Origin of the sequence: Nostoc sp. (assembly GCF_036917465.1) — a bacterium.
Lineage (GTDB): Bacteria > Cyanobacteriota > Cyanobacteriia > Cyanobacteriales > Nostocaceae > Nostoc.
On sequence record NZ_JBALDL010000096.1, the window covers coordinates 1 to 18,722 of the forward strand.

Annotated in this window: 18 protein-coding genes and 1 pseudogene; 15 read left to right on the forward strand and 4 right to left on the reverse strand. The window is 40.6% G+C overall.

Translation table 11 applies throughout. The features are described 5' to 3' along the window. Window positions 1-86 precede the first annotated feature (86 nt). The 3 genes and pseudogenes from V7K38_RS25865 to V7K38_RS25875 all read left to right on the forward strand — a co-directional run. Window positions 87-1,022 (forward strand): annotated as a pseudogene (locus tag V7K38_RS25865) (AAA family ATPase); the annotation flags it as partial. Between the two features lie 201 nt (window positions 1,023-1,223). Next, window positions 1,224-1,790 carry a Uma2 family endonuclease gene (locus V7K38_RS25870; RefSeq protein WP_334862008.1) on the forward strand — a complete coding sequence of 189 codons (567 nt, stop codon included), beginning with the start codon at window positions 1,224-1,226 and terminating at the stop codon, window positions 1,788-1,790. 183 nt (window positions 1,791-1,973) lie between these two features. After that, window positions 1,974-2,435, forward strand: coding sequence for a DNA phosphorothioation-associated protein 4 (locus tag V7K38_RS25875; protein ID WP_334862010.1), 462 nt, complete (start codon window positions 1,974-1,976; stop codon window positions 2,433-2,435). 29 nt (window positions 2,436-2,464) lie between these two features. Here the strand turns inward: V7K38_RS25875 and V7K38_RS25880 are convergent, their stop codons facing one another. Together V7K38_RS25880 and V7K38_RS25885 are read right to left on the reverse strand one after the other, a co-directional pair. Continuing rightward, a complete protein-coding gene (locus V7K38_RS25880; RefSeq protein WP_334862012.1) occupies window positions 2,465-3,655 on the reverse strand; it encodes a DNA sulfur modification protein DndB in 1,191 nt (396 codons plus the stop codon). 108 nt (window positions 3,656-3,763) lie between these two features. Further along, window positions 3,764-5,365: a DGQHR domain-containing protein gene (locus V7K38_RS25885; protein WP_334862013.1), complete on the reverse strand. Its 1,602-nt coding sequence runs from the start codon at window positions 5,363-5,365 to the stop codon at window positions 3,764-3,766. Window positions 5,366-5,547: 182 nt separating this feature from the next. Here V7K38_RS25885 and dndC point away from each other — a divergent pair, with 182 nt between their 5' ends. The 12 genes from dndC (at window position 5,548) to V7K38_RS25945 (ending at window position 16,728) form a co-directional block, all read left to right on the forward strand. Then, window positions 5,548-7,170 (forward strand): DNA phosphorothioation system sulfurtransferase DndC, encoded by a 1,623-nt coding sequence (dndC, locus tag V7K38_RS25890; protein ID WP_334862015.1) that lies wholly within the window; start codon window positions 5,548-5,550, stop codon window positions 7,168-7,170. Between the two features lie 220 nt (window positions 7,171-7,390). Continuing rightward, a complete protein-coding gene (locus V7K38_RS25895) occupies window positions 7,391-8,011 on the forward strand; it encodes a Uma2 family endonuclease (RefSeq protein ID WP_334862017.1) in 621 nt (206 codons plus the stop codon). Window positions 8,012-8,431: 420 nt separating this feature from the next. Next, the gene (dndD, locus tag V7K38_RS25900) at window positions 8,432-10,420 is read left to right on the forward strand and encodes a DNA sulfur modification protein DndD (RefSeq protein ID WP_334862019.1); all 1,989 of its coding nucleotides are present in this window, start codon (window positions 8,432-8,434) and stop codon (window positions 10,418-10,420) included. Between the two features lie 61 nt (window positions 10,421-10,481). Continuing rightward, window positions 10,482-10,748 (forward strand): hypothetical protein, encoded by a 267-nt coding sequence (locus V7K38_RS25905; RefSeq protein ID WP_334862021.1) that lies wholly within the window; start codon window positions 10,482-10,484, stop codon window positions 10,746-10,748. Then, entirely contained in the window at window positions 10,742-11,092 is a 351-nt protein-coding gene (locus V7K38_RS25910) for a type II toxin-antitoxin system PemK/MazF family toxin (protein WP_334862023.1), read from the forward strand. Before V7K38_RS25905 ends, V7K38_RS25910 begins: the two co-directional genes overlap by 7 nt. A gap of 30 nt (window positions 11,093-11,122) precedes the next feature. After that, window positions 11,123-11,509, forward strand: a complete 387-nt coding sequence (gene dndE / locus V7K38_RS25915) for a DNA sulfur modification protein DndE (RefSeq protein WP_334862025.1) — start codon at window positions 11,123-11,125, stop codon at window positions 11,507-11,509. A 50-nt stretch (window positions 11,510-11,559) separates the two neighbouring features. Further along, window positions 11,560-13,017 carry a DNA phosphorothioation-associated putative methyltransferase gene (locus V7K38_RS25920; protein ID WP_334862027.1) on the forward strand — a complete coding sequence of 486 codons (1,458 nt, stop codon included), beginning with the start codon at window positions 11,560-11,562 and terminating at the stop codon, window positions 13,015-13,017. Between the two features lie 144 nt (window positions 13,018-13,161). Further along, complete coding sequence (locus V7K38_RS25925) at window positions 13,162-14,463, forward strand: AmpG family muropeptide MFS transporter (RefSeq protein ID WP_334862029.1); 1,302 nt, start codon at window positions 13,162-13,164, stop codon at window positions 14,461-14,463. After that, window positions 14,448-14,852, forward strand: coding sequence for an ABC transporter permease (locus tag V7K38_RS25930; RefSeq protein WP_334862031.1), 405 nt, complete (start codon window positions 14,448-14,450; stop codon window positions 14,850-14,852). Before V7K38_RS25925 ends, V7K38_RS25930 begins: the two co-directional genes overlap by 16 nt. A 195-nt stretch (window positions 14,853-15,047) precedes the next feature. Next, window positions 15,048-15,239, forward strand: coding sequence for a hypothetical protein (locus V7K38_RS25935; protein ID WP_334862033.1), 192 nt, complete (start codon window positions 15,048-15,050; stop codon window positions 15,237-15,239). A gap of 8 nt (window positions 15,240-15,247) precedes the next feature. Beyond that, complete coding sequence (locus V7K38_RS25940) at window positions 15,248-15,802, forward strand: GNAT family N-acetyltransferase (RefSeq protein WP_334862035.1); 555 nt, start codon at window positions 15,248-15,250, stop codon at window positions 15,800-15,802. A 167-nt stretch (window positions 15,803-15,969) separates the two neighbouring features. Further along, window positions 15,970-16,728, forward strand: coding sequence for a HEAT repeat domain-containing protein (locus V7K38_RS25945; RefSeq protein WP_334862037.1), 759 nt, complete (start codon window positions 15,970-15,972; stop codon window positions 16,726-16,728). 81 nt (window positions 16,729-16,809) lie between these two features. Here the strand turns inward: V7K38_RS25945 and V7K38_RS25950 are convergent, their stop codons facing one another. Both V7K38_RS25950 and V7K38_RS25955 read right to left on the reverse strand, forming a co-directional pair. Further along, window positions 16,810-17,214 carry a phosphomannose isomerase type II C-terminal cupin domain gene (locus V7K38_RS25950; protein WP_334862039.1) on the reverse strand — a complete coding sequence of 135 codons (405 nt, stop codon included), beginning with the start codon at window positions 17,212-17,214 and terminating at the stop codon, window positions 16,810-16,812. A 79-nt stretch (window positions 17,215-17,293) separates the two neighbouring features. Further along, the gene (locus V7K38_RS25955; RefSeq protein ID WP_334862041.1) at window positions 17,294-18,637 is read right to left on the reverse strand and encodes a PQQ-dependent sugar dehydrogenase; all 1,344 of its coding nucleotides are present in this window, start codon (window positions 18,635-18,637) and stop codon (window positions 17,294-17,296) included. Between the last annotated feature and the right edge of the window lie 85 nt (window positions 18,638-18,722).

Below are 18,722 nucleotides of genomic sequence, written 5' to 3' on the forward strand. Positions count from 1 at the left end.
AGATGCGGCATTTGCAGAAGTGACGATAGAAAATTTAGTGGGTTGGTTTACTCACTGCTGCTACTGTACTTCATAAGACTGATAATTGCTATAAGCAAGCTATAGGTTTTTGGGAAGAAGTTGATAGAGAGCAGACTAGGATTAATCAGTTAAGGCAAAGTATATCTCAAATTGAAGCCGATTTAGACAATATTCAAGAACGGTTGCGAAAAGATGCTAATGAAGAAATTAGCAGTTTGCAAAAACGCTTAGATGAAATTGAAAGTAAAATTGATGAATTAAATCGAGAACAAGGTGCAAACCAGCAGCAAATTGCTCAACTCACAACTGAAATTGAAGGTTTGAATAAACAAATTGCCAAACAAAAGCTGAATGAAGACAAGCAAACTTTAGCGCAGCGACGGATTAACGCCACTCAAGATGCAATCGAACGGTTAACGGAAGTTAAAAATCGTCAAGAACAACAATTTCGCCTGCAATTAGAAAAGCGAGTCCAAGAGATATTCACTGAGATTTCTGTTACTCCATACATTCCTAAAATTAGCGATAAATATGAACTTACATTAGTAGAAAATACTACAGGTGTGGAGGCACTTGTTGCAGCATCTACTGGTGAAAATCAGATTCTTAGTTTATCCTTCATAGCTAGCATCATTGACAAAGTACGGGAATGGAGTGAAAAGCGTAAAATGATGATGATTCCCGATAGTAGTACTTTTCCAATTGTGATGGATTCACCCTTCGGTAGTTTAGATGAGAATTCGCGGCGACACATTGCAAAGACAATTCCCCAATTAGCGAATCAGTTGATAGTTTTAGTTACTAAGACTCAGTGGCGGGGTGAAGTAGAAGCAGAAATGACAGAGAGAATCGGTAGAGAATATGTGCTTACGTATTATTCATCTAAGCCGGATTGCGAACAAGATTATATTGAGTTGGGTGGGGAAAGATACCCTTTGGTGAAACAAAGTCCGAATGAGTTTGAGTATACGGAAATTATGGAAGTTGAACGCGATAGATAATTACAACAGTTTTGATGTCTTTGACCCACATCTGTGATATGAAGTAGGCGCAAAGGTTTTTACAGGACTGACGCAAAATACCTCTAAAACTCTTATTCATCCGTGTTTTCTGTGTCTCTGTGGTTTGATTTTCCGTTACCTGTGCGTAAGTCTGATTTTAGTTACAGTTGAGAAAAGTGGCTTTTGAGAAGGAATAAGGTTATGGTTGCGAGTCCAGACAGAAACTATATGTCCCCCCAGGAATATCTGGAATGGGAAGAACGCCAAGAAATTAAATATGAATATATTGATGGTGAAGTTTTCGCCATGACTGGGGGTACTCTTCCCCATAATGATATTGCTCTCAACTTCGCTTCAGCGTTAAAAAGTCACCTGCGAAGAAGTGGGTGTCGTGTGAATATGGCGGATGGGAAAGTAGGTGTATCTGAGAAGGGGCCTTTTCATTATCCCGATGTTGTGGTGAGTTGCGACGAACGGGATAAACAAGCTATTGAATTTCTCCAATATCCTTGTTTGATTGTTGAAGTTCTGTCCCCAAGCACAGAAGCTTACGATAGAGGTACAAAATTTACGCGGTATCGTCGCATTCAGACTTTGCAAGAATATATCCTCATCGATGCTGAAAAAATTGCTTTAGATTGCTTCCGGTTAAATGAAAGAGGACTTTGGGAATTACATCCTTATGAAGAGGGGGATGAAGTTGATTTAACTAGTGTTGATTTTCACTTTCCGATTTCTTTGATTTATGAGGATGTTCAGTTTGCATGAAAAACGAACCACAGAGGCGCAGAGGACGCAAAGAGAAGAGAAGAGAGTGAATATGTGAGCGGATAATTTGTTGGTTTAACGATCGCCCACATACTATCATAAAATCATACCTTGGCAATTGCGTAAACGTAGCGATCGCTTTTGGCTGTCGGTTAAGATGGCAACAATGTAAATATTAATATCATGGCTGCAAATAGAATCAGGGTTGCTAAAGATAAGGCTGAGTTGGTGAAATCTCTAGTAGCATCAAAAGACACAACTGGGCCTTTTCAGACTTATGTAGAAGTAATGGTGTTTGCAGCAGCATTGGGCGTTAAAAATAAAAAGCGCATTCCTTTAGACGTAATTTCTAAAGATTTATCCCCACTGCGACAAGATTATTTTACTAGCAGCTTCACTCTGTTAATTAATTTGTTAGCTATCACCGAAACAGAAAATATTAAGATTTTAGACGATGATAATGTTGCTGATGAGCAACGTATTCACATTTTTGAAGAGTATGCGAATGCTGGTTTAGAAATTATACAAAATGAACTGCATGGCGCAGTAGACTATTCAGAGCGACTTTTCTTATTTATTAGTTATGAGAGAACTAATACAGAGCAAAAAGATGAGGAATTTGATCTAACAAAATTCCTATCTTAGTCTTGAAGTAATGCTTAAAATCAAAAACGTTAGATCCATCCCAGTGTAATTTTTACTGTTTTGACTGCATCTGTTACTGCACTAACAGTAGCAGATATTTTATAAGGCTTGTCTGGATTTTTAGGTTGGGTATCTATTCTAACTACATTATCCTTCCAAAGTTGATTTTCTCTTGACCAATCTAGTTGTGCTAGTTGTGAAATTTTTTCTTCATTAAAATAATTGTTTTCTGGATCGTATATATAGTGCAATAAACGCCCTAAAACTTCTAGCCCCACACTTACACCTAGAATACAATCTTCTTTAAATGCAGCTACTTCATCTATTGTTAGTTCTTCAACAGTTGTATCAGCAATATACTCAGTGTTACTGCATTCTGAGAAAAATCGATTAAGACAAATAACCAAAGCATCAGATGCTTGATAAACATCATAATCTCGAAGTTGATTACTTGGATCGTTAGTAAAAACGCAACTTACAAACCTAGCTATAAAATTAATTGTGTAAATCAGCCTATCTTTAGTTGCAGGACTTGCTTTAATCTTTTCTGTCTTATCCAGAAACATTGGTACTCGTTTTATTAATTCTTTAGTAATACCAACTCGGCCAGAGAACTCACCAAATGATAATAATAATGATTTATCTAATTGTTTGGTTTGAGCCATATCTCTGAAATCTGCCTGACACTGTTGAAAATCACCCTCTAAAACTAGAGTAATTGCAAAATCATCATCACTGATTAAGTGGCTTTGAGTACTTTCTATCAATTCGTGAATTGCAAGTTTACGATGTTGTCCATCAGTTATATCTAATTTGACTCCACGACGAATAACAACTAGACAAATGCCCCTACCCAGTTCAATAATTGTTATGTCTTTTGGAGCTATATTAGCGGTCAGAGTTCCTACGATCCAAGGTTTTTCTTTTCGGGAACGGTCAACAATATATTTTTTGATTTCATCAGCATGACCTTTAATCACTGGGCGATTTTTACCAGAATCAGGATCATTCCCACTGGATGGTTTAGCTTGGAGAAGACCAGAAAAGTCACTTGCAGGCACATTAATTTGCAGCATAGTGCGCTTTCCTTGCCTAAAAATAAGTCCTGGATAGCAGCGATCGCGATGATATTGTGAGAAAAATGGCTCAATAAAGGAGCTAAACTGAGCTTTGATCTGAGGAGAAATGTTATTATTAACATCCTCAATTGGTTGAACCATATCAATACCTAATATAAATTAGTAGTAGATGTTAGCAAACATGATATGCAACCCTTATAGGCTGTAGCATCGGTAAAAACCACACCGAAAAATCCATACTTAACTTGGCTAGTTCAGGATATGTGGAAGTCCTACTGCTTTCGGTTCAACAAACTCGCCATCAAAACCTATAGTTTTATTTTCAACAGTCCTAGCATCCGCTAAAGCCTTACGAAGTTCAGCACGTTCCATCTGTTCCTGAATTCCACCCAGAATATAAACCAATAACTTCGAGGCTAAATCTCGTCCAGCAACTTGCACTCGCTTTTTATTTGGGTCATACAAAACCCCATACCAGAGAGATTGGGGATATTCCATACCACTAAAGCCGCCTTGCTGGTCAAACTTCCGCAGCTTCTTAAAAATATCTGCCAGAGAAAAACCTTTTTTAAATACCAAAATTCCCAAAGCTTGCGCCAATGCAACTTGAGCAACCGGACGGAAAAGCATATTTCCTTCGCCTCCATCCTTCTCAAAGCTGAACCGCCGTAGACTTAGTGTATTTTCGTGTTCTAAAATCTTATAACTGGGAAGACTAGCCAAATTGTCAAATAGCTTGCTAAATTCCTGAATCCCCTGCTCAAGTTCTTTATCCTCTGGACGCATGGGAATTAGACCTTTCTCCAAGGGTTTCCAGTGGGGGAACTTTTGAGCCAAATATCGCTCAGACATATCTTGCAGAGCTTGCAAAGTCGTCAAAACTGTAGAATTGGAAGCCACTGTTGCACTATTCCAATTGACACGGGGATTGCGCTCTTGTTTTTGTTCTAATAGTGGATGTGTAACTGCAATTTTTCTAGCAACGATCGCAAAACCATCATCTTCATTCAACTGTGTTAGTTGCCCTTTAGTCAATGGTGCAGCCATCAAGTTGACATGAACAAAAATCGATCTTACCCTCCGTCTCGCCTGGGTGCGAGTTTCCCCAGCCGCTACCGCACAGATGAACTCAATACCAATTTTTTCCTTGGGTAAATTTTGCAAGTAAGCAAGGTCTACTTGGTACTTTTCTATCAAATCATTCACTGTAATAAAACTGTCATCAGCACCTTTATCTTTTTTATAGCGCTGGAGTTTACGAGTTTTGATTAACTCCATCAACCCCTGAACTCCCATCAGTCGATGTTGTCCATCTAGCGCATAAATGGTTACATCATCCTCAGAAATATTTAGCAGACCTACCTTACTATCTTTATCTAAAGGTATAAAATCAGTCGTAGACTTTGTAGCGCGTCCTTCGCTGTCCCACTCAGCAGCTTTAGGATTATCCACCCACGGTTGATTAATTACCACCAGCACCGGCGGAAACTTATGATTGTCTCTGGCCGCTAAATACTGGACTAGCGGTGCTTGACGTGACCAATCGAGGGGACGTTGCTGAATTTCATCAATACTATCTGCGTCAATCTCGACATTATCTGTCTCAGCATTATACTTTTTCTGAAACAGAGGTAAGCCAGAGGCGAAGTGAACCCGACCGGCGAACCATTCCAGTGTAACAGAGCTAACATAAGCCTCAGTACCACCCATCTCGGTTTTTTGAACGAGAATCTGATCTTTTCTCCCTAAAAACTTTTCTAGGAGTAAAGCTAGTACCTGTTTTTCCTTGTTTTCTCGTTCCAGGTATTCTCTAGCAATGTCAGCAGTTGGGTCAGATGCACTATCTTTCATGTTAAATTTTAAAAACAGAATAGTATTATGTAGTTTAATTATCCAAAAAATCAGATATTAGTAGTAAAGTTTTTAAAAACTGTTTTTTCAACCCAGGTCGGTGGGTTTTGTATGTTTAGAAGCGAATTATATTCGCCCTATTCACCGAGAGATTACGCCAGTGTTTCCAGAGGTAGGGAGAAATGACTACAGCACAACAAACAGAAAATAAAGGTCAGCAAACACGTACTGTAGCAGAGTTAGTGGAAGATATCAAAGCTCTCACCACTGAAATTCAAGAATTGTATTGTTTGGATCAGATACCTTGGGTTTTAGGCGTGTCTTGGGGAAAAGACTCTAGTACAGTATTGCAGCTTGTGTGGAATGCGATCGCTGCCCTTCCTCCAGAAAAAAGAACTAAAACAGTCTATGTAATTACAACCGATACTCAGGTAGAAAATCCTGTAGTGTCTGCTTGGGTTCGCAAATCCTTGCAGAATCTCAAGGTAGCTGCAAAAGAACAGGGGATGCCAATTGATCCACATCTATTACAACCAGTAATTGAAGACACATTTTGGGTAAATCTTATTGGTAAAGGATATCCAGCACCTCGTAACCAGTTTCGCTGGTGTACACCACGCTTAAAAATTAATCCTGCTAATCAATTCATCCGTGAAATAGTTAGAGCTAACGGTGAAACAATTCTTGTATTGGGTACTCGCAAAGCAGAAAGCTCAAAACGTGCTGCCACAATGAAAAAGCATCAAGTTGATAGAGTACGCGATCGCCTGAGTCCTAATGCCAGTCTACCCAACTCTTTAATCTATACCCCTATTGAAGATTGGAGTAATAACGATGTCTGGATATATCTGAATCAATGGGATAATCCTTGGGGACAAAGCAATAAAGAATTATTTACTATGTATCGAGGTGCAACAGCCGATAATGAATGTCCACTAGTTGTTGATACTTCTACTCCTAGCTGTGGTGATTCCCGATTTGGCTGCTGGGTTTGCACACTAGTGAATAAGGATAAATCAATGGAGGCAATGATCCAAAATGATGAAGAAAAAGAATGGATGCAGCCATTATTAGATATCCGTAACGAACTAGATATTAAAGATGACCGAGACAAAAGAGATTTTAGAAGAATTTGGGGTGAAGTCCAACTTTTTGAGCGTAACAAAGATGGGGAAATCTCTGTTGAACCAATACCTGGCCCCTATACAAAATATTGGCGAGAACATTGGCTTAGACGATTATTAGAAGCTCAAACGAAAACCCGTCGGACAGCGCCAGAAAATATGCGCGATATCACCCTAATTACTCTCGAAGAAATGAGTGAAATTCGCCGCATTTGGCTAGAAGACAAACACGAATTTGATGATAGCTTACCCCGGATTTATCAAGAAGTGACTGGCGAAGAATTTCAAGACCCCCGTCCTGGCGCTGACTATAGCCTACTAGGTCGTGATGAATGGATAGTATTAGAAGAAATCTGTGAAGGTGACGCGATGCACTTGGAACTCATGGCGAAATTGTTAGACACAGAACGCCAGTATCGCAAAAAGACTCGTCGCGTGGGAATATACGATACTTTAGAAAAATGCTTTAATACGAGTTCCCGTTCTCCAGAAGATGCGATTAAAAATGCTCGTTTGAAACGCGAATTAAGCGAAGCAGTTAGTCAAGGTGACGTTGCAAAAGTCAAGCAGATGACTTTGGGCGATGTTGCAGCAATCAATGAAGTAGATAAAGGTAAAAGTGAAAGTGATGAGCAGGTAACTTGGGCAAGTATGAAATTTAAAAAGGAAAATTTAGAATAATAGAAGACGGGAGTCAACCCAATGCGGTTCGGTTAAGGTGTTTATTCCTCGAAGATCCCCCCAACCCCCCTTAAAAACGGGGGCTTATAACCATCTTTTACCCCCTTTTTAAGGGGGTCGCCGTAGGCGGGGGGATCTTAACCGAACCGTATTGGGAGTCAACCAAACTACTTAAAGAACGCTTGACAAAGTTTGATTATCTTAAAACAAGCGAGGTTCTATGATTCAAGCCATACATAAATTAGTAACTTTTGAAGATTTTGCAGCTTGGCGGCCGGAGGGTGGGAGATACGAATTACATGATGGCGTGATTGTTGAAATGGCTCAACCAGTGGGAGATCATGAGGATGTTGTTGGTTTTTTGGCGCTAAATATATCTATCGAAATTGGGCGACAAAAACTTCCTTACTTCATTCCAAAAACTGTATTAGTCAAACCATTTGAAGGTGAATCAGCTTATTCACCAGACATCTTAATAATCAATCGACCAAATTTAGTGAATGAGCCTTTATGGAAAAAGGAATCAACTGTATCTCAATCTACATCTATTCCATTAGTTATTGAAGTTGTTAGTACTAATTGGCGAGATGATTACTACAAAAAATTAGCTGATTATGAAGCTATAGGTATTCCCGAATATTGGATTATAGATTACGCGGCTTATGGCGCTAGGAAGTTTATTGGCAATCCTAAAGTGCCTACTATATCCATTTATCTATTAATCGATGGTGAGTACCAAGTTACTCAATTTAGAGGCGATACCCATATTGTCTCCCCTACTTTCCCAGAATTGAATTTAACCGCCGAACAGATTTTTCAAGCTGGAGATGTGCAAATCTAGCCACAACCTAGCTGTAAGGGTGTAAGAGGTTGTTTGAAAAGTAGTTGACTGTGACTATTAGGCACTTAAATGATCCCCCATAACCCCCCTTCAAAAGGGGGGAACTAGGATCAAAGTCCCCCTTAAAAAGGGGGATTTAGGGGGATCTAAAACGTTTTGCTATCAACAAGAGGACTTTTTAAACATGGTCTAATATGAATCACCCATCTGTTAATATCCACCAACTACATCGCTTACCAACACCGAGACAGATGCGATCGCATTTCTTAACAGTTAGTGATGGTATTATCTATATTTCATAGACAATATTTTTTATCAATGCGTCAGACATAATCATCTAATTAATTTTATCTGATTCCTTTCATCACAAACTTTCTGCTTCTGCGATCGCCGTTGAACTCATGTTAATCTTAAAAATCAATGATATTTCTTGAACTCGTATTACAAAACTTTGGCCCCTACAGTGGAAAACAAGTAATTAATCTTAACCCAAAAATTGATGAGGAAACCTCACACCCAATTATCCTCTTAGGTGGAATGAATGGCGGTGGAAAAACTACCCTTATGGATGCCATTCGTCTTGCCCTTTACGGCCCCCGCGCCCAATGTTCTACCCGTGGTAATTTAAGTTACAGCGATTTTCTCAACCAATGTGTTAACAGCAAAACAAATCCAGTTGTAGACACCCGGATTGAATTACTTTTTGAACATATTGAAAACGATAAACCAATAAAATACCGTGTTGTGCGTAGTTGGACAAAAAATCCTAAAGACGGTAAAGATACATTAGGTATTTTAGGTGACAGTGATACATGGCCTGATGCTTTAGTTAATATCTGGGATGAATATATTGAAAATCTCCTGCCATTAGGCATTTCTAACTTATTTCTCTTTGACGGTGAACAGGTTAAAGAACTCGCAGAACAGGAAACACCACCACCAGTTGTAGTAGATGCAATTCGCGGACTTTTAGGATTAGAGTTAGCAGATAGGTTAACAGTTGATTTAGATATCTTAGTTAACCGTAAACTTAAAGAAGTTGGTAATAGTAAGGATTTAGCAAACCTAGAAGAAATCGAAACTAGGTTAACCCAACAGCAAGAAGATTATCAAAGAACAGGAGAAAAGTTAGAAACTCTCAAAAATCAGGTAGAAGAGTTAGAACAAAAGCAGCAAGAAGCCTTTGATAAATTTATTTCTGAAGGTGGGAAGATTGCAGCAGAACGCAATCAACTAGAATTGCAACAGAAAGCGAAAACTGCGGAAATTGAACAAGTACGTCAGTCGATGTGTGAATTAGCGGCTGATGTTTTACCCCTAGCATTAATTCCCAATCTGCTTAATCAGGTGCAAACACAGGGAGAAAAGGAATTTCGCCATCAACAGGTACAAATTTCTAAGGATTTGTTAATTGAACGAGATCAGCGCTTACTAAATTGGCTAAATCAAGTAGAAATTTCCCCGATTCAAGTTGAAAAAATTAAATCTTTTTTAGTGCAAGATGTAGATAATTTATATGCAAAGACTATCCAGATAGAAGCACCTTGGTTATTAGCTGATGATGAAAGTTTAAGTCAGCTAGATAATCTTATATATCACTTACAAAATTCTAAACTTTCTGCAAAAGAGAAATTAGCTATTCTCAAAAATCAAGAAGAAGAAATTGATACTCTCGAAAGACAAGTGCAGACAGCCGCCGCACCAGAAGATTATACAAAGCTGCGTCAATCACTAGAAACGGCACAAAATCAAGTTGTTGAAGCTAAAGCAAATTATGAAACAATCCGCCGCCGTTTATCTGAATTAGAAACTATTATTGCTAAGTCTAAAAAAGAATTAAGTGAATATACAGTAGAAAATATTAAACATAAAAATAGCGAACATATTATTACCTCTGCGGCTAAAGTTCAAAATACACTCAAGATTTTTCGGGAAAAATTAACTCTGCGAAAGCTGAATAAATTAGAGGAGGAAGTTAAAAACTGCTTCCTTTATCTTCTCCATAAATCAGACTTAGTGCATCGCATCACTATTGATACTAAGACTTTTAGCCTTTTGCTTTACGATTTAAATGGTAAACCTGTCCCTAAACATCGCCTCTCTGCTGGCGAAAAACAACTACTTGCGATCGCATTCCTCTGGGGTTTAGCCAAAGTCTCTGGACACCGCTTGCCAGTAGCAATCGATACCCCACTAGGTAGACTCGACTCCTCTCACCGCAGTAACTTAGTTGAACGTTACTTTCCATCCGCCAGCCATCAAGTAATTTTGCTATCTACGGATACTGAGATTGGTAAAAAAGAAGTTGAAACACTGCGAGAAAATGAAGCGATCGCCCGCGAATATCTCCTCAAATACGACTCCTCCACCCGCCAAACAACAGTAGTAGAAAATCAATATTTTTGGTAATGATATTGTCTAAAAAAGATATTTACAATATATATAACGACCCTTGGAAAGTAGATAAGCAATGATGAACTCACCACATTTAGTAAAAATAGAGCGTGAACTACGTACTTTGTCATTAGAAGAACTAGAATGGCTCTTAGAACTTATGACAAGACAAGTGCAAGAAAAAAAGCAAATATCAGATCAATTAACTGATGTTAAATATATGAATAAACAACTAGCTGCAATGGCTGCTAATTTAGATATACAGACAGAAATTGCTTCTATCAATAATGAATTTGTTGTTACAGAAATGGATGGCTTACAGAAGGGTTTAAAAAAGTGGTGAGTATTCAGAGAGAACAAATTTATTTTATCAATCTTAATCCAGTGGAGGGGCGAGAACAAGCAGTAACACGACCAGTTTTAGTGCTATCTATAGACGCTATCAATCAATTACCTTTGGTTGTAACTGTAGTTGTCGGGACGAAAGGAACAAATATTAAGCACGATTATCCAACCAATATAAGAGGATCTCCAAGTAGTAGTGGATTGCGACAAGAAACAGTGTTTTTATGTCTTCAGATTCGTTCTTTAGATCCAAATCGTTTTCCTGCTGATCCAGTTGGCAATATTTCTGACTCAAAGATGCTTGAAGTTGAAACTGCGGTTCGCTACTGTTTGGGTTTATGAGCGAAAACTACTTCAATTTTTAGGAAGACTATGGAATCCCCCATCGAAAGAATTAAACTCTCCCAAACAGCTAAAGACCAACTTACCAAACTCAAACGCAGTACCAAAATCGACCAATGGAATATCCTCTGTCGTTGGGCGTTTTGTCGTTCCCTCGCAGAAGCAACCACACCCTCCCCTGTCCCAATTCCCCAAGATAGCAACGTCGAGATGACTTGGCGCGTCTTTGGCGGCGAAATGTCCGATATACTCCTCCTCGCCCTCAAGCAACGTTGTCACAATGACGGCTATCCCACCGACAAAGAAACCCTCGCCACCCAATTCCGCTTACATTTACATCGAGGTATTGGCTACTTAGCAGGCGATCCAAATATCAAGAAAATTGAAGATTTAATTGAACTGGCGGTTAAAAATTGAAAGGATATTAGTTAACTGTTAACTGTTCACTGTTAACTGACACTAATATTATGCTTGAAGCACTAGAAATCGAGCGTCATAGAGCTGCGATCGCTCGCACTGACCTATCCCGCCCTGTACGATTGGCAATAGAATGGGCAATCCTGAATCCAGACACCACTTTTTTTGACTACGGTTGCGGCTATGGTGGTGATGTTCAGCGAGTAGCAAACTTAGGTTACACCAGCGCAGGTTGGGATCCTTACTACTATCCTGATGTACCACGCACCGCCGCCGATGTGGTCAACTTGGGCTATATCCTCAACGTCATTGAAGATCCAGAGGAACGCCGTCAAAGCCTAATCCAAGCTTGGGAACTCACCGGTAAAGTTTTAATTGTCGCGGCTCAAATACTAATTAACGCACCCAGCAAAACCCAACTTGCTTACAATGATGGCATTGTGACGCGCCGCAATACTTTTCAGAAATATTACGAACAGCAAGAACTCAAAACTTATATTGATGAAGTCCTAAATGTCGATGCAGTACCGATCGCACTAGGCGTATATTTTGCTTTTCGAGATGAAGCTGAAAAAGAAAGTTATAAAGCTATCCGCTTCTTTTCTAACACCTCTACACCACGAGTCCGCATCCCCACTAAGCGGTTTGAAGATTATCAAGAACAGCTGCAACCACTCATGGCGTTTTTTACCAAGCGCGGTAGACTACCTGTGAAAGGCGAATTGGAAAATGAACCGGAATTACTGAGCGAATTTAGTAACTTCCGCCGTGCCTTTGGTGTAATTTTACAAGCTACTGATGAGGCTGAATGGGATGCGATCGCTTATCGTCGTTCCTTGGATATCCAAGTTTATCTCGCCCTCACCCACTTTGATAAACGCCCTGCATGGCAAAAGCTAGCCCCAGAAATGCGTCACGATATTAAAGCTTTTTTCAGCAGCTACGAGGAAGCTTGTCAAGTAGCCGACCAAAAACTTTTCAGCTTGGGTAAATCTGGAGTAATTCAAGCTGCGTGTGAAAAAAGCAAAATAGGTAAACATACACGCGGTGCTATTTACGTGCATGTTTCGGCATTAGCAGCACTCGATCCCTTGCTGCGAATTTGTGAAGGTTGCGCTAGCCGTACCATTGGGCGTGTAGATGGAGCCACATTGATCAAATATCACACTGATAAGCCGCAAATATCCTATCTGTTTTACCCTGATTTCGACACCGATCCCCATCCGGCGTTAAAAGCTAGCATCGGTATTGATTTAAAAACCCTATTTATCACTCACCGAGACTACGAAACTAGGGCCAATCCGCCGATTTTGCACCGTAAAGAAACATTTGTTACCAGCGACTACCCACGCTACGAAGAATTTGCTAAACTCACCCAACAAGAAGAGGAATTAGGATTGCTCAAGAACAAAAGCGACATCGGCACTCGTGAAGGTTGGGAAAAATGCCTTGCTGCAAACGGAGTAGAAATCAGAGGGCATCAGGTTTATTCAATTAAGGAAAATTAAGGAATAATCACACTGTTAGAGCATTGTTGATATGTATCTTAAATAAGGAAAATCTTAGCAGATTTGTGTGCTTATACGAAATTAGACAGCAGGTATGGCAATATAACTGCAATTCAACTTAGATAACAAGGAATTTTCAATATTGTGGAAGTAAATAAATCGCTGCTACGAATTTTTGGCAGCCAGAAGATGGGAGCTTTGTTATTTCTTGGCTTCTCATCAGGGTTGCCGTTATATTTAACCAGTCAGACATTACAAGCCTGGTTGACCAAAGAAGGGATTGGCTTGGCAGCGATCGCCGCTTTTAGTTTAGTCAAGCTACCATATTCTTTAAAATTTCTCTGGTCGCCTTTACTAGATAGATTTGTACCACCTTTTTTGGGGCGACGCAGAGGTTGGCTGGTAATTACACAAGTAGCATTACTGTTAAGTATAGCTGCAATGGCTCTACAACACCCATCCCAAGGCCTACAACCTTTAATAATTGTTGCTGTGGCTGTTGCTTTTTTTAGCGCCAGTCAAGACATTTTAGTTGATGCTTACCGCACTGATGTAGTAGAAGTAGAAGAAAGAGGTGCTGGAGCATCTATCTACTTATTAGGTTATCGCATTGCCATTTTAGTAACCGGTTACGTCACTCTATTTTTAGCAGATAGAATGCCTTGGCAAGCTGTTTACTTGTTGATGTCGCTGTTGATGCTCGTAGGTATGGTAAGTTCTATTTTTGCACCAGAACCAGTCCTGCGCGATCGCCCGCCTCAGACTTTATCCGCCGCCGTCAAATTACCCTTCATTGAATTTTTCCAGCGTCATGGCTGGCTACAAGGACTTTTAATTCTGATATTCATTGTGATATACAAACTGGGAGATTCTTTACTAAAGAATGTATCCACCCCATTTTTGTTAGATAAAGGTTTACATTTCACTCAAACCGAAATCGCATTTCCTGGGGCGCTGGGAATTTTCGCCACCATTGTTGGTACCTTGGCAGCAGGAGCAATAATGACCAAAATTGGTGTTAATCGTGCGCTCTGGATATTTGCCATATTGCAAGCTGTCGGCAACTTGGCTTTTTTTGCGTTAGCAGTAGTCGGTAAAAACTTCTATCTAATGTTAGCTGCCGTTAATATCGAACAATTCTGTGCTGGTCTAGAAACTGCTGCTTTTGTAGCATTTTTGATGAGTCTTTGTAACCAAAGCTTTTCAGCTACACAGTACGCCTTACTATCCAGTTTACAGGCTTTTAGTAGAGATATTGTCACGGCTCCAGCAGGTACATGGGCGCAAGCCACCGGTTGGTCTACATTCTTTCTACTGACAGCAATAGCAGCTTTGCCAGGATTATTATTATTGCCATTTTTTGCCCCTTGGAATCCAAAGCCAGTGGTAGTATTATCCAGACCAGGAATTGACGACGAAGAAGAGGATATATGGGGAATCAAGTAGTTATTGCTGTCGGCACATTTATTCTCTTACTCACTGGTTTATTACTTGGCTATGTTCTATCGCAGTTAGTTCTAGGATTTCTAGCATTTAACCTCCTAACTTTTTTCGGAACACTTAGCCTAATTTTAATTTTTGGTACACTTTATTACGTTTTATTTTGGCAGTTGCGAAGAGATCAGTCTCGACCATCAACTATAAATCAAGGGATATCAAACCAGGTAGACGATGGTGTATCTGATAGCTATCTCAAAAATAGGCTAATCGCTAAGTTATCTGGTGACACTGCAGCAGCCGAACGGTTAATTGAACAGGCAAAGGAAACTTATCCTGGGATGCCGGAAAATTGGTATTGCGAAAGAGTGCTTGATGACTTAGAACGTAGCCAATAGTACTAGGGGAGTAGGAGGCAGGGGGCAGGGGGAGATGAGGGAGATAAGGAAGACAAGGGGGAATTATTTAACAAGTTTCTTCCCCAATTCCCAATTCCCAATTCCCATATACAGAAAATTGCTAAAATAAAGAATAATTCACAAATCTTCAGCTAAATTCTCATAGAAGTTCGTAGCTCTCTTTGCAATTAAAATATGCCTATTTTTCGTCAATACATCGCCCCACTGCTTGCAGTTTTGGTATTTGTCTTTGCCCTAGTCGCAGTCAGCGCCCGCATCTTTTTACCATCCGATATGGCAGCACCTGCACCAATTGAAGAGGTAGGAATAAGTTCTCAACCCACTCCTGCTAATTTGCCACCCGCACTTCAAAACTCAGCTAGTTAACTCAATAAATGCCAGAAGTGTCTGAGCAACTACTACCGGGGTATATTATTCGCCGTGGTTCCACATTGGAGCGATCGCTGCTGCTTAAATTCATGCACCGAACTTACCAGGATCTCTTTCCCAATGAGGATTTTTCTCACTTAGAGCAAACAGTTAAGCAATACTTTTCTAGCGATACGCCTTTGTGGTGGGTAGAAGAAGAGGGGGAGCAGGGGGACAAGGGGACAAGGGGACAAGGGGATAAGGAGAATAACTATACTCAATTCCCAATTCCCAATTCCCAATTCCCCATCGCCTGCCTTTGGGTGGGCAATGCCATAGATCAAGTACAGGGTAATCGTCATGCTCATATCTTTATCCTCTACGTTGTGCCAGAATATCGGCGGCAAGGTATTGGTACAGCCTTAATGCAATATGTGGAAAATTGGGCCATTCAAAGAGGCGATCGCCAGATTGGATTACAAGTGTTTCAATCAAACAAACCTGCATTGAATCTTTACAATCAGTTAGGTTATCAAACTCAATCCCTGTGGATGGTAAAATTCCTGAATGCAGAAAAATAAACTAGAGGAGAACCGTAAAATACTTTAGCGTCTGAGTTATAGCAGCTCTCGTTTGGATAAAATTCAACGAGGGGAAAAGAAAATGTATAATTACACAACTTATAAAGTTTTAACTTATTGGCACGGGAGATTATGTATTAATCCCTTTTCGGGATTGAAATGAAATTATGTATGACGAAGACGATCTAAGCCTACTCGATATTGAGGAGGAGCTAGAAAGCCCCCTAGATAGAATAGAGCCGCTAACTGCCGATTCAGTTGTGGTAAAGCCCGATCCGGAAGTGATGCTAGCCCTCCTGGAAAATCCCCAGCCCCAGGAAAGAATGTTAGCGGCGCGTGCTTTTTGTGATATAGAAGATGCGCGTGCTACCCCTCACTTGATTCGCCTGTTAACTGATATCTGTCCCTTAGTCAGGGTAAGTGCATCTTATGCCCTTGGACGCAATCCCAGTTCCGAAGCAGTGACTCCATTAATTGCTCAACTAAACAGTGATTGGAACGGCTATGTGCGTAAAGGCGTTGTTTGGGCTTTAGGAAACTGTCGCGATCGCCGTTCTTTACCTCCCCTTGCAGATGCCTTAAGAACTGATATTTCCGCAGTCCGTTTGTGGGCTGCTAGCGCCTTAGCACAGATGGCGGAAGTGGGTTATGAAGCAGTTATAGGGGCAATACCACCATTAATTGAAGCCTTAGTCAACGATCCCGTGGCAGCAGTACGGAGTAACTGTGCTTGGGCAATTGGTCAACTGTGCCGCGAACTACCTTCTAATGTAGTTTATGCCACAGCGATCGATGCTCTAATTCAAGCCTTTGCTGAAGATCAAGATTTGGGAGTCCGAGAAGACGCGAAAGCTTCACTGTTAGGAGTAGGCGATCCCCGTGGCTTACAGCTGATTGAAACCCTAGAACAAGAAGGGTGGTTTTAATTTGGGGATGGGGCATTGGGCATTAATCACTTGAATCCCAACTCCTCACTTTTGTACAGACGCGATTAATCGCGTCTCTCACTAACCTTCAGCTACAGTTTTGACCAAATTTAAGTCATAAGGACGCTCAGTATCATCCTCACCTAAATATTCACCATTTTGAATTTCCAGAATAACTAGGGGGATATGTCCAGGATTTTCTACCTTATGTAGGGTTGCTGCGGGAACATAAGTTGATTCGTTTCGATTCAGTAATATTTCTGCATCACCACAAGTTACCTTGGCTACACCGGAGACTACAACCCAATGTTCATTACGATGATAATGGATTTGTGGTTTAATTCCGTGCCTGGGCTTGATTTCAACACGGCTAATTCTATAAGTATCTCCCTGTTCGATCACTTCCACCTCACCCCAATAGCGCGTACCTGAATGTGGAGCGAATTCGTTGATATTTGACTGAGTATTATTTTCATTGGGAGTCATAATCAATTTCTCAACCAGATGAGTATTGGTATTTTTCTGTAATTTACCGTAAATTTACCGTAAACGGGATAAAAGTTGTTTACCCCCCTTTATACTGAATCCGATAAACCCGATTATTGGCTTCTTCTGTTAGTAATAAACTACCATCTGGCAACACGAGTAAACCTACAGGTCGTCCCCAAGTGGTTGGTACAGAAGGATTTAGCAAAAATCCTGTGAGAAAGTCTTCGTAGTAGCCAAGCGATCGCCCCTTAGCATCAAAGGGAACAAATACAATTTTATAACCAGTGCCGCGATCGCGATTCCAAGAACCACGAAAAGCAGCAAAAGCACCGTTCCGGTATTTTTCTGGAAACGTCTTACCATTATAAAACTGCAAACCCAATGCTGCTGAATGCGCTTGAAACAGCACATCTGGCGTTTGGGTACGGGCTACTAAATCGGGGCGTTTACTTTTGCCATCTGTTTTTTGACGCGGATCGAGGTTGTTTGGTGTTAGATAGGCATAAGGCCAGCCGTAAAATCCTCCCTGTTTAACCCGTGTCAGATAATCTGGAACCAAGTCATCACCGATTCCATCGCGTTCGTTAATAGTGGCGTAAAGTTCCTTAGTTACAGGATGAAAGTCCAAACCAACCGGGTTACGCAAGCCGGAAGCGAAAGTTTGCTGCTGAGAACCATCTAAATTCATCACCTGTATCGAAGCGCGTGGTAGGGGTTCTTCATCCACATTGGTTCCCGATCCAACTGAGACATATAATTTATTGCGATCGGGCGAGACAACCACATTGCGCGTCCAATGGTTGTTATAACCTTGAGAAGGCAAATCGGCGATTTTTTCCCCTTTACCCGTAATCTTATTTTGGTCTTGGCTATAGGGAAAACGCACCACAGCATCTGTATTTCCTAGAAAAAAGGAATTATCTGCAAAAGCCATCCCAAAGGGTCTATTGAGTCCGTTGTCCCCACTAGCAAAGGTTTCTCGAACGTCGGCTACACCGTCACCGTTGCTGTCACGTAACAAACGAATGCGGTTTTGCCCCGTTTCAGTCACCAGGACATCGCCACTGGGAGTTAAAGCTAGCCAGCGTGGGGCATCTAAACCTTCGGCAAAGACATTAACTGTAAAACCTCGTGGTACACGCAGAACCGGATTTTGTGGAATAGGCACAACTTCAGGCTGCTTAGAAGCACTTTCTGTTGCGAAGGGTGCCGGTAAATTCTTCAGATTTATCCGAATGGGCGTAGGTGAAAGTGCTTCAGTGCGGACAATATTTTTTGGCTGTGTAGAATTCTGTGTTTGTTGTGGAGAAGATACAGATATTTGTGGTGTGGGATTATCTGAGGAAGCGCGAGTCTGGTTACACGCTGCTGCCAAAGTCAATAAAAAAACTGGTAGCAATAAACGCGCAAAGACTTTCATGACAGTAGACACCAGGACATAATTTTCTTACTTTAGACTTAAGACTTGATAATTGCCACCAGTCTAAAGTCCCATTTTTCTTACT

What these genes read in the sequence shown, in the direction of transcription:
- V7K38_RS25870 (WP_334862008.1), top strand. Translation starts at nt 1,224, where the DNA reads ATGGTTGCGAGTCCAGACAGAAACTATATGTCCCCCCAGGAATATCTG.
- V7K38_RS25875 (WP_334862010.1), top strand. Translation starts at nt 1,974, where the DNA reads ATGGCTGCAAATAGAATCAGGGTTGCTAAAGATAAGGCTGAGTTGGTG.
- V7K38_RS25880 (WP_334862012.1), bottom strand. Translation starts at nt 3,655, where the DNA reads ATGGTTCAACCAATTGAGGATGTTAATAATAACATTTCTCCTCAGATC.
- V7K38_RS25885 (WP_334862013.1), bottom strand. Translation starts at nt 5,365, where the DNA reads ATGAAAGATAGTGCATCTGACCCAACTGCTGACATTGCTAGAGAATAC.
- dndC (WP_334862015.1), top strand. Translation starts at nt 5,548, where the DNA reads ATGACTACAGCACAACAAACAGAAAATAAAGGTCAGCAAACACGTACT.
- V7K38_RS25895 (WP_334862017.1), top strand. Translation starts at nt 7,391, where the DNA reads ATGATTCAAGCCATACATAAATTAGTAACTTTTGAAGATTTTGCAGCT.
- dndD (WP_334862019.1), top strand. Translation starts at nt 8,432, where the DNA reads ATGATATTTCTTGAACTCGTATTACAAAACTTTGGCCCCTACAGTGGA.
- V7K38_RS25905 (WP_334862021.1), top strand. Translation starts at nt 10,482, where the DNA reads ATGATGAACTCACCACATTTAGTAAAAATAGAGCGTGAACTACGTACT.
- dndE (WP_334862025.1), top strand. Translation starts at nt 11,123, where the DNA reads ATGGAATCCCCCATCGAAAGAATTAAACTCTCCCAAACAGCTAAAGAC.
- V7K38_RS25920 (WP_334862027.1), top strand. Translation starts at nt 11,560, where the DNA reads ATGCTTGAAGCACTAGAAATCGAGCGTCATAGAGCTGCGATCGCTCGC.
- V7K38_RS25930 (WP_334862031.1), top strand. Translation starts at nt 14,448, where the DNA reads ATGGGGAATCAAGTAGTTATTGCTGTCGGCACATTTATTCTCTTACTC.
- V7K38_RS25935 (WP_334862033.1), top strand. Translation starts at nt 15,048, where the DNA reads ATGCCTATTTTTCGTCAATACATCGCCCCACTGCTTGCAGTTTTGGTA.
- V7K38_RS25940 (WP_334862035.1), top strand. Translation starts at nt 15,248, where the DNA reads ATGCCAGAAGTGTCTGAGCAACTACTACCGGGGTATATTATTCGCCGT.
- V7K38_RS25945 (WP_334862037.1), top strand. Translation starts at nt 15,970, where the DNA reads ATGTATGACGAAGACGATCTAAGCCTACTCGATATTGAGGAGGAGCTA.
- V7K38_RS25950 (WP_334862039.1), bottom strand. Translation starts at nt 17,214, where the DNA reads ATGACTCCCAATGAAAATAATACTCAGTCAAATATCAACGAATTCGCT.
- V7K38_RS25955 (WP_334862041.1), bottom strand. Translation starts at nt 18,637, where the DNA reads ATGAAAGTCTTTGCGCGTTTATTGCTACCAGTTTTTTTATTGACTTTG.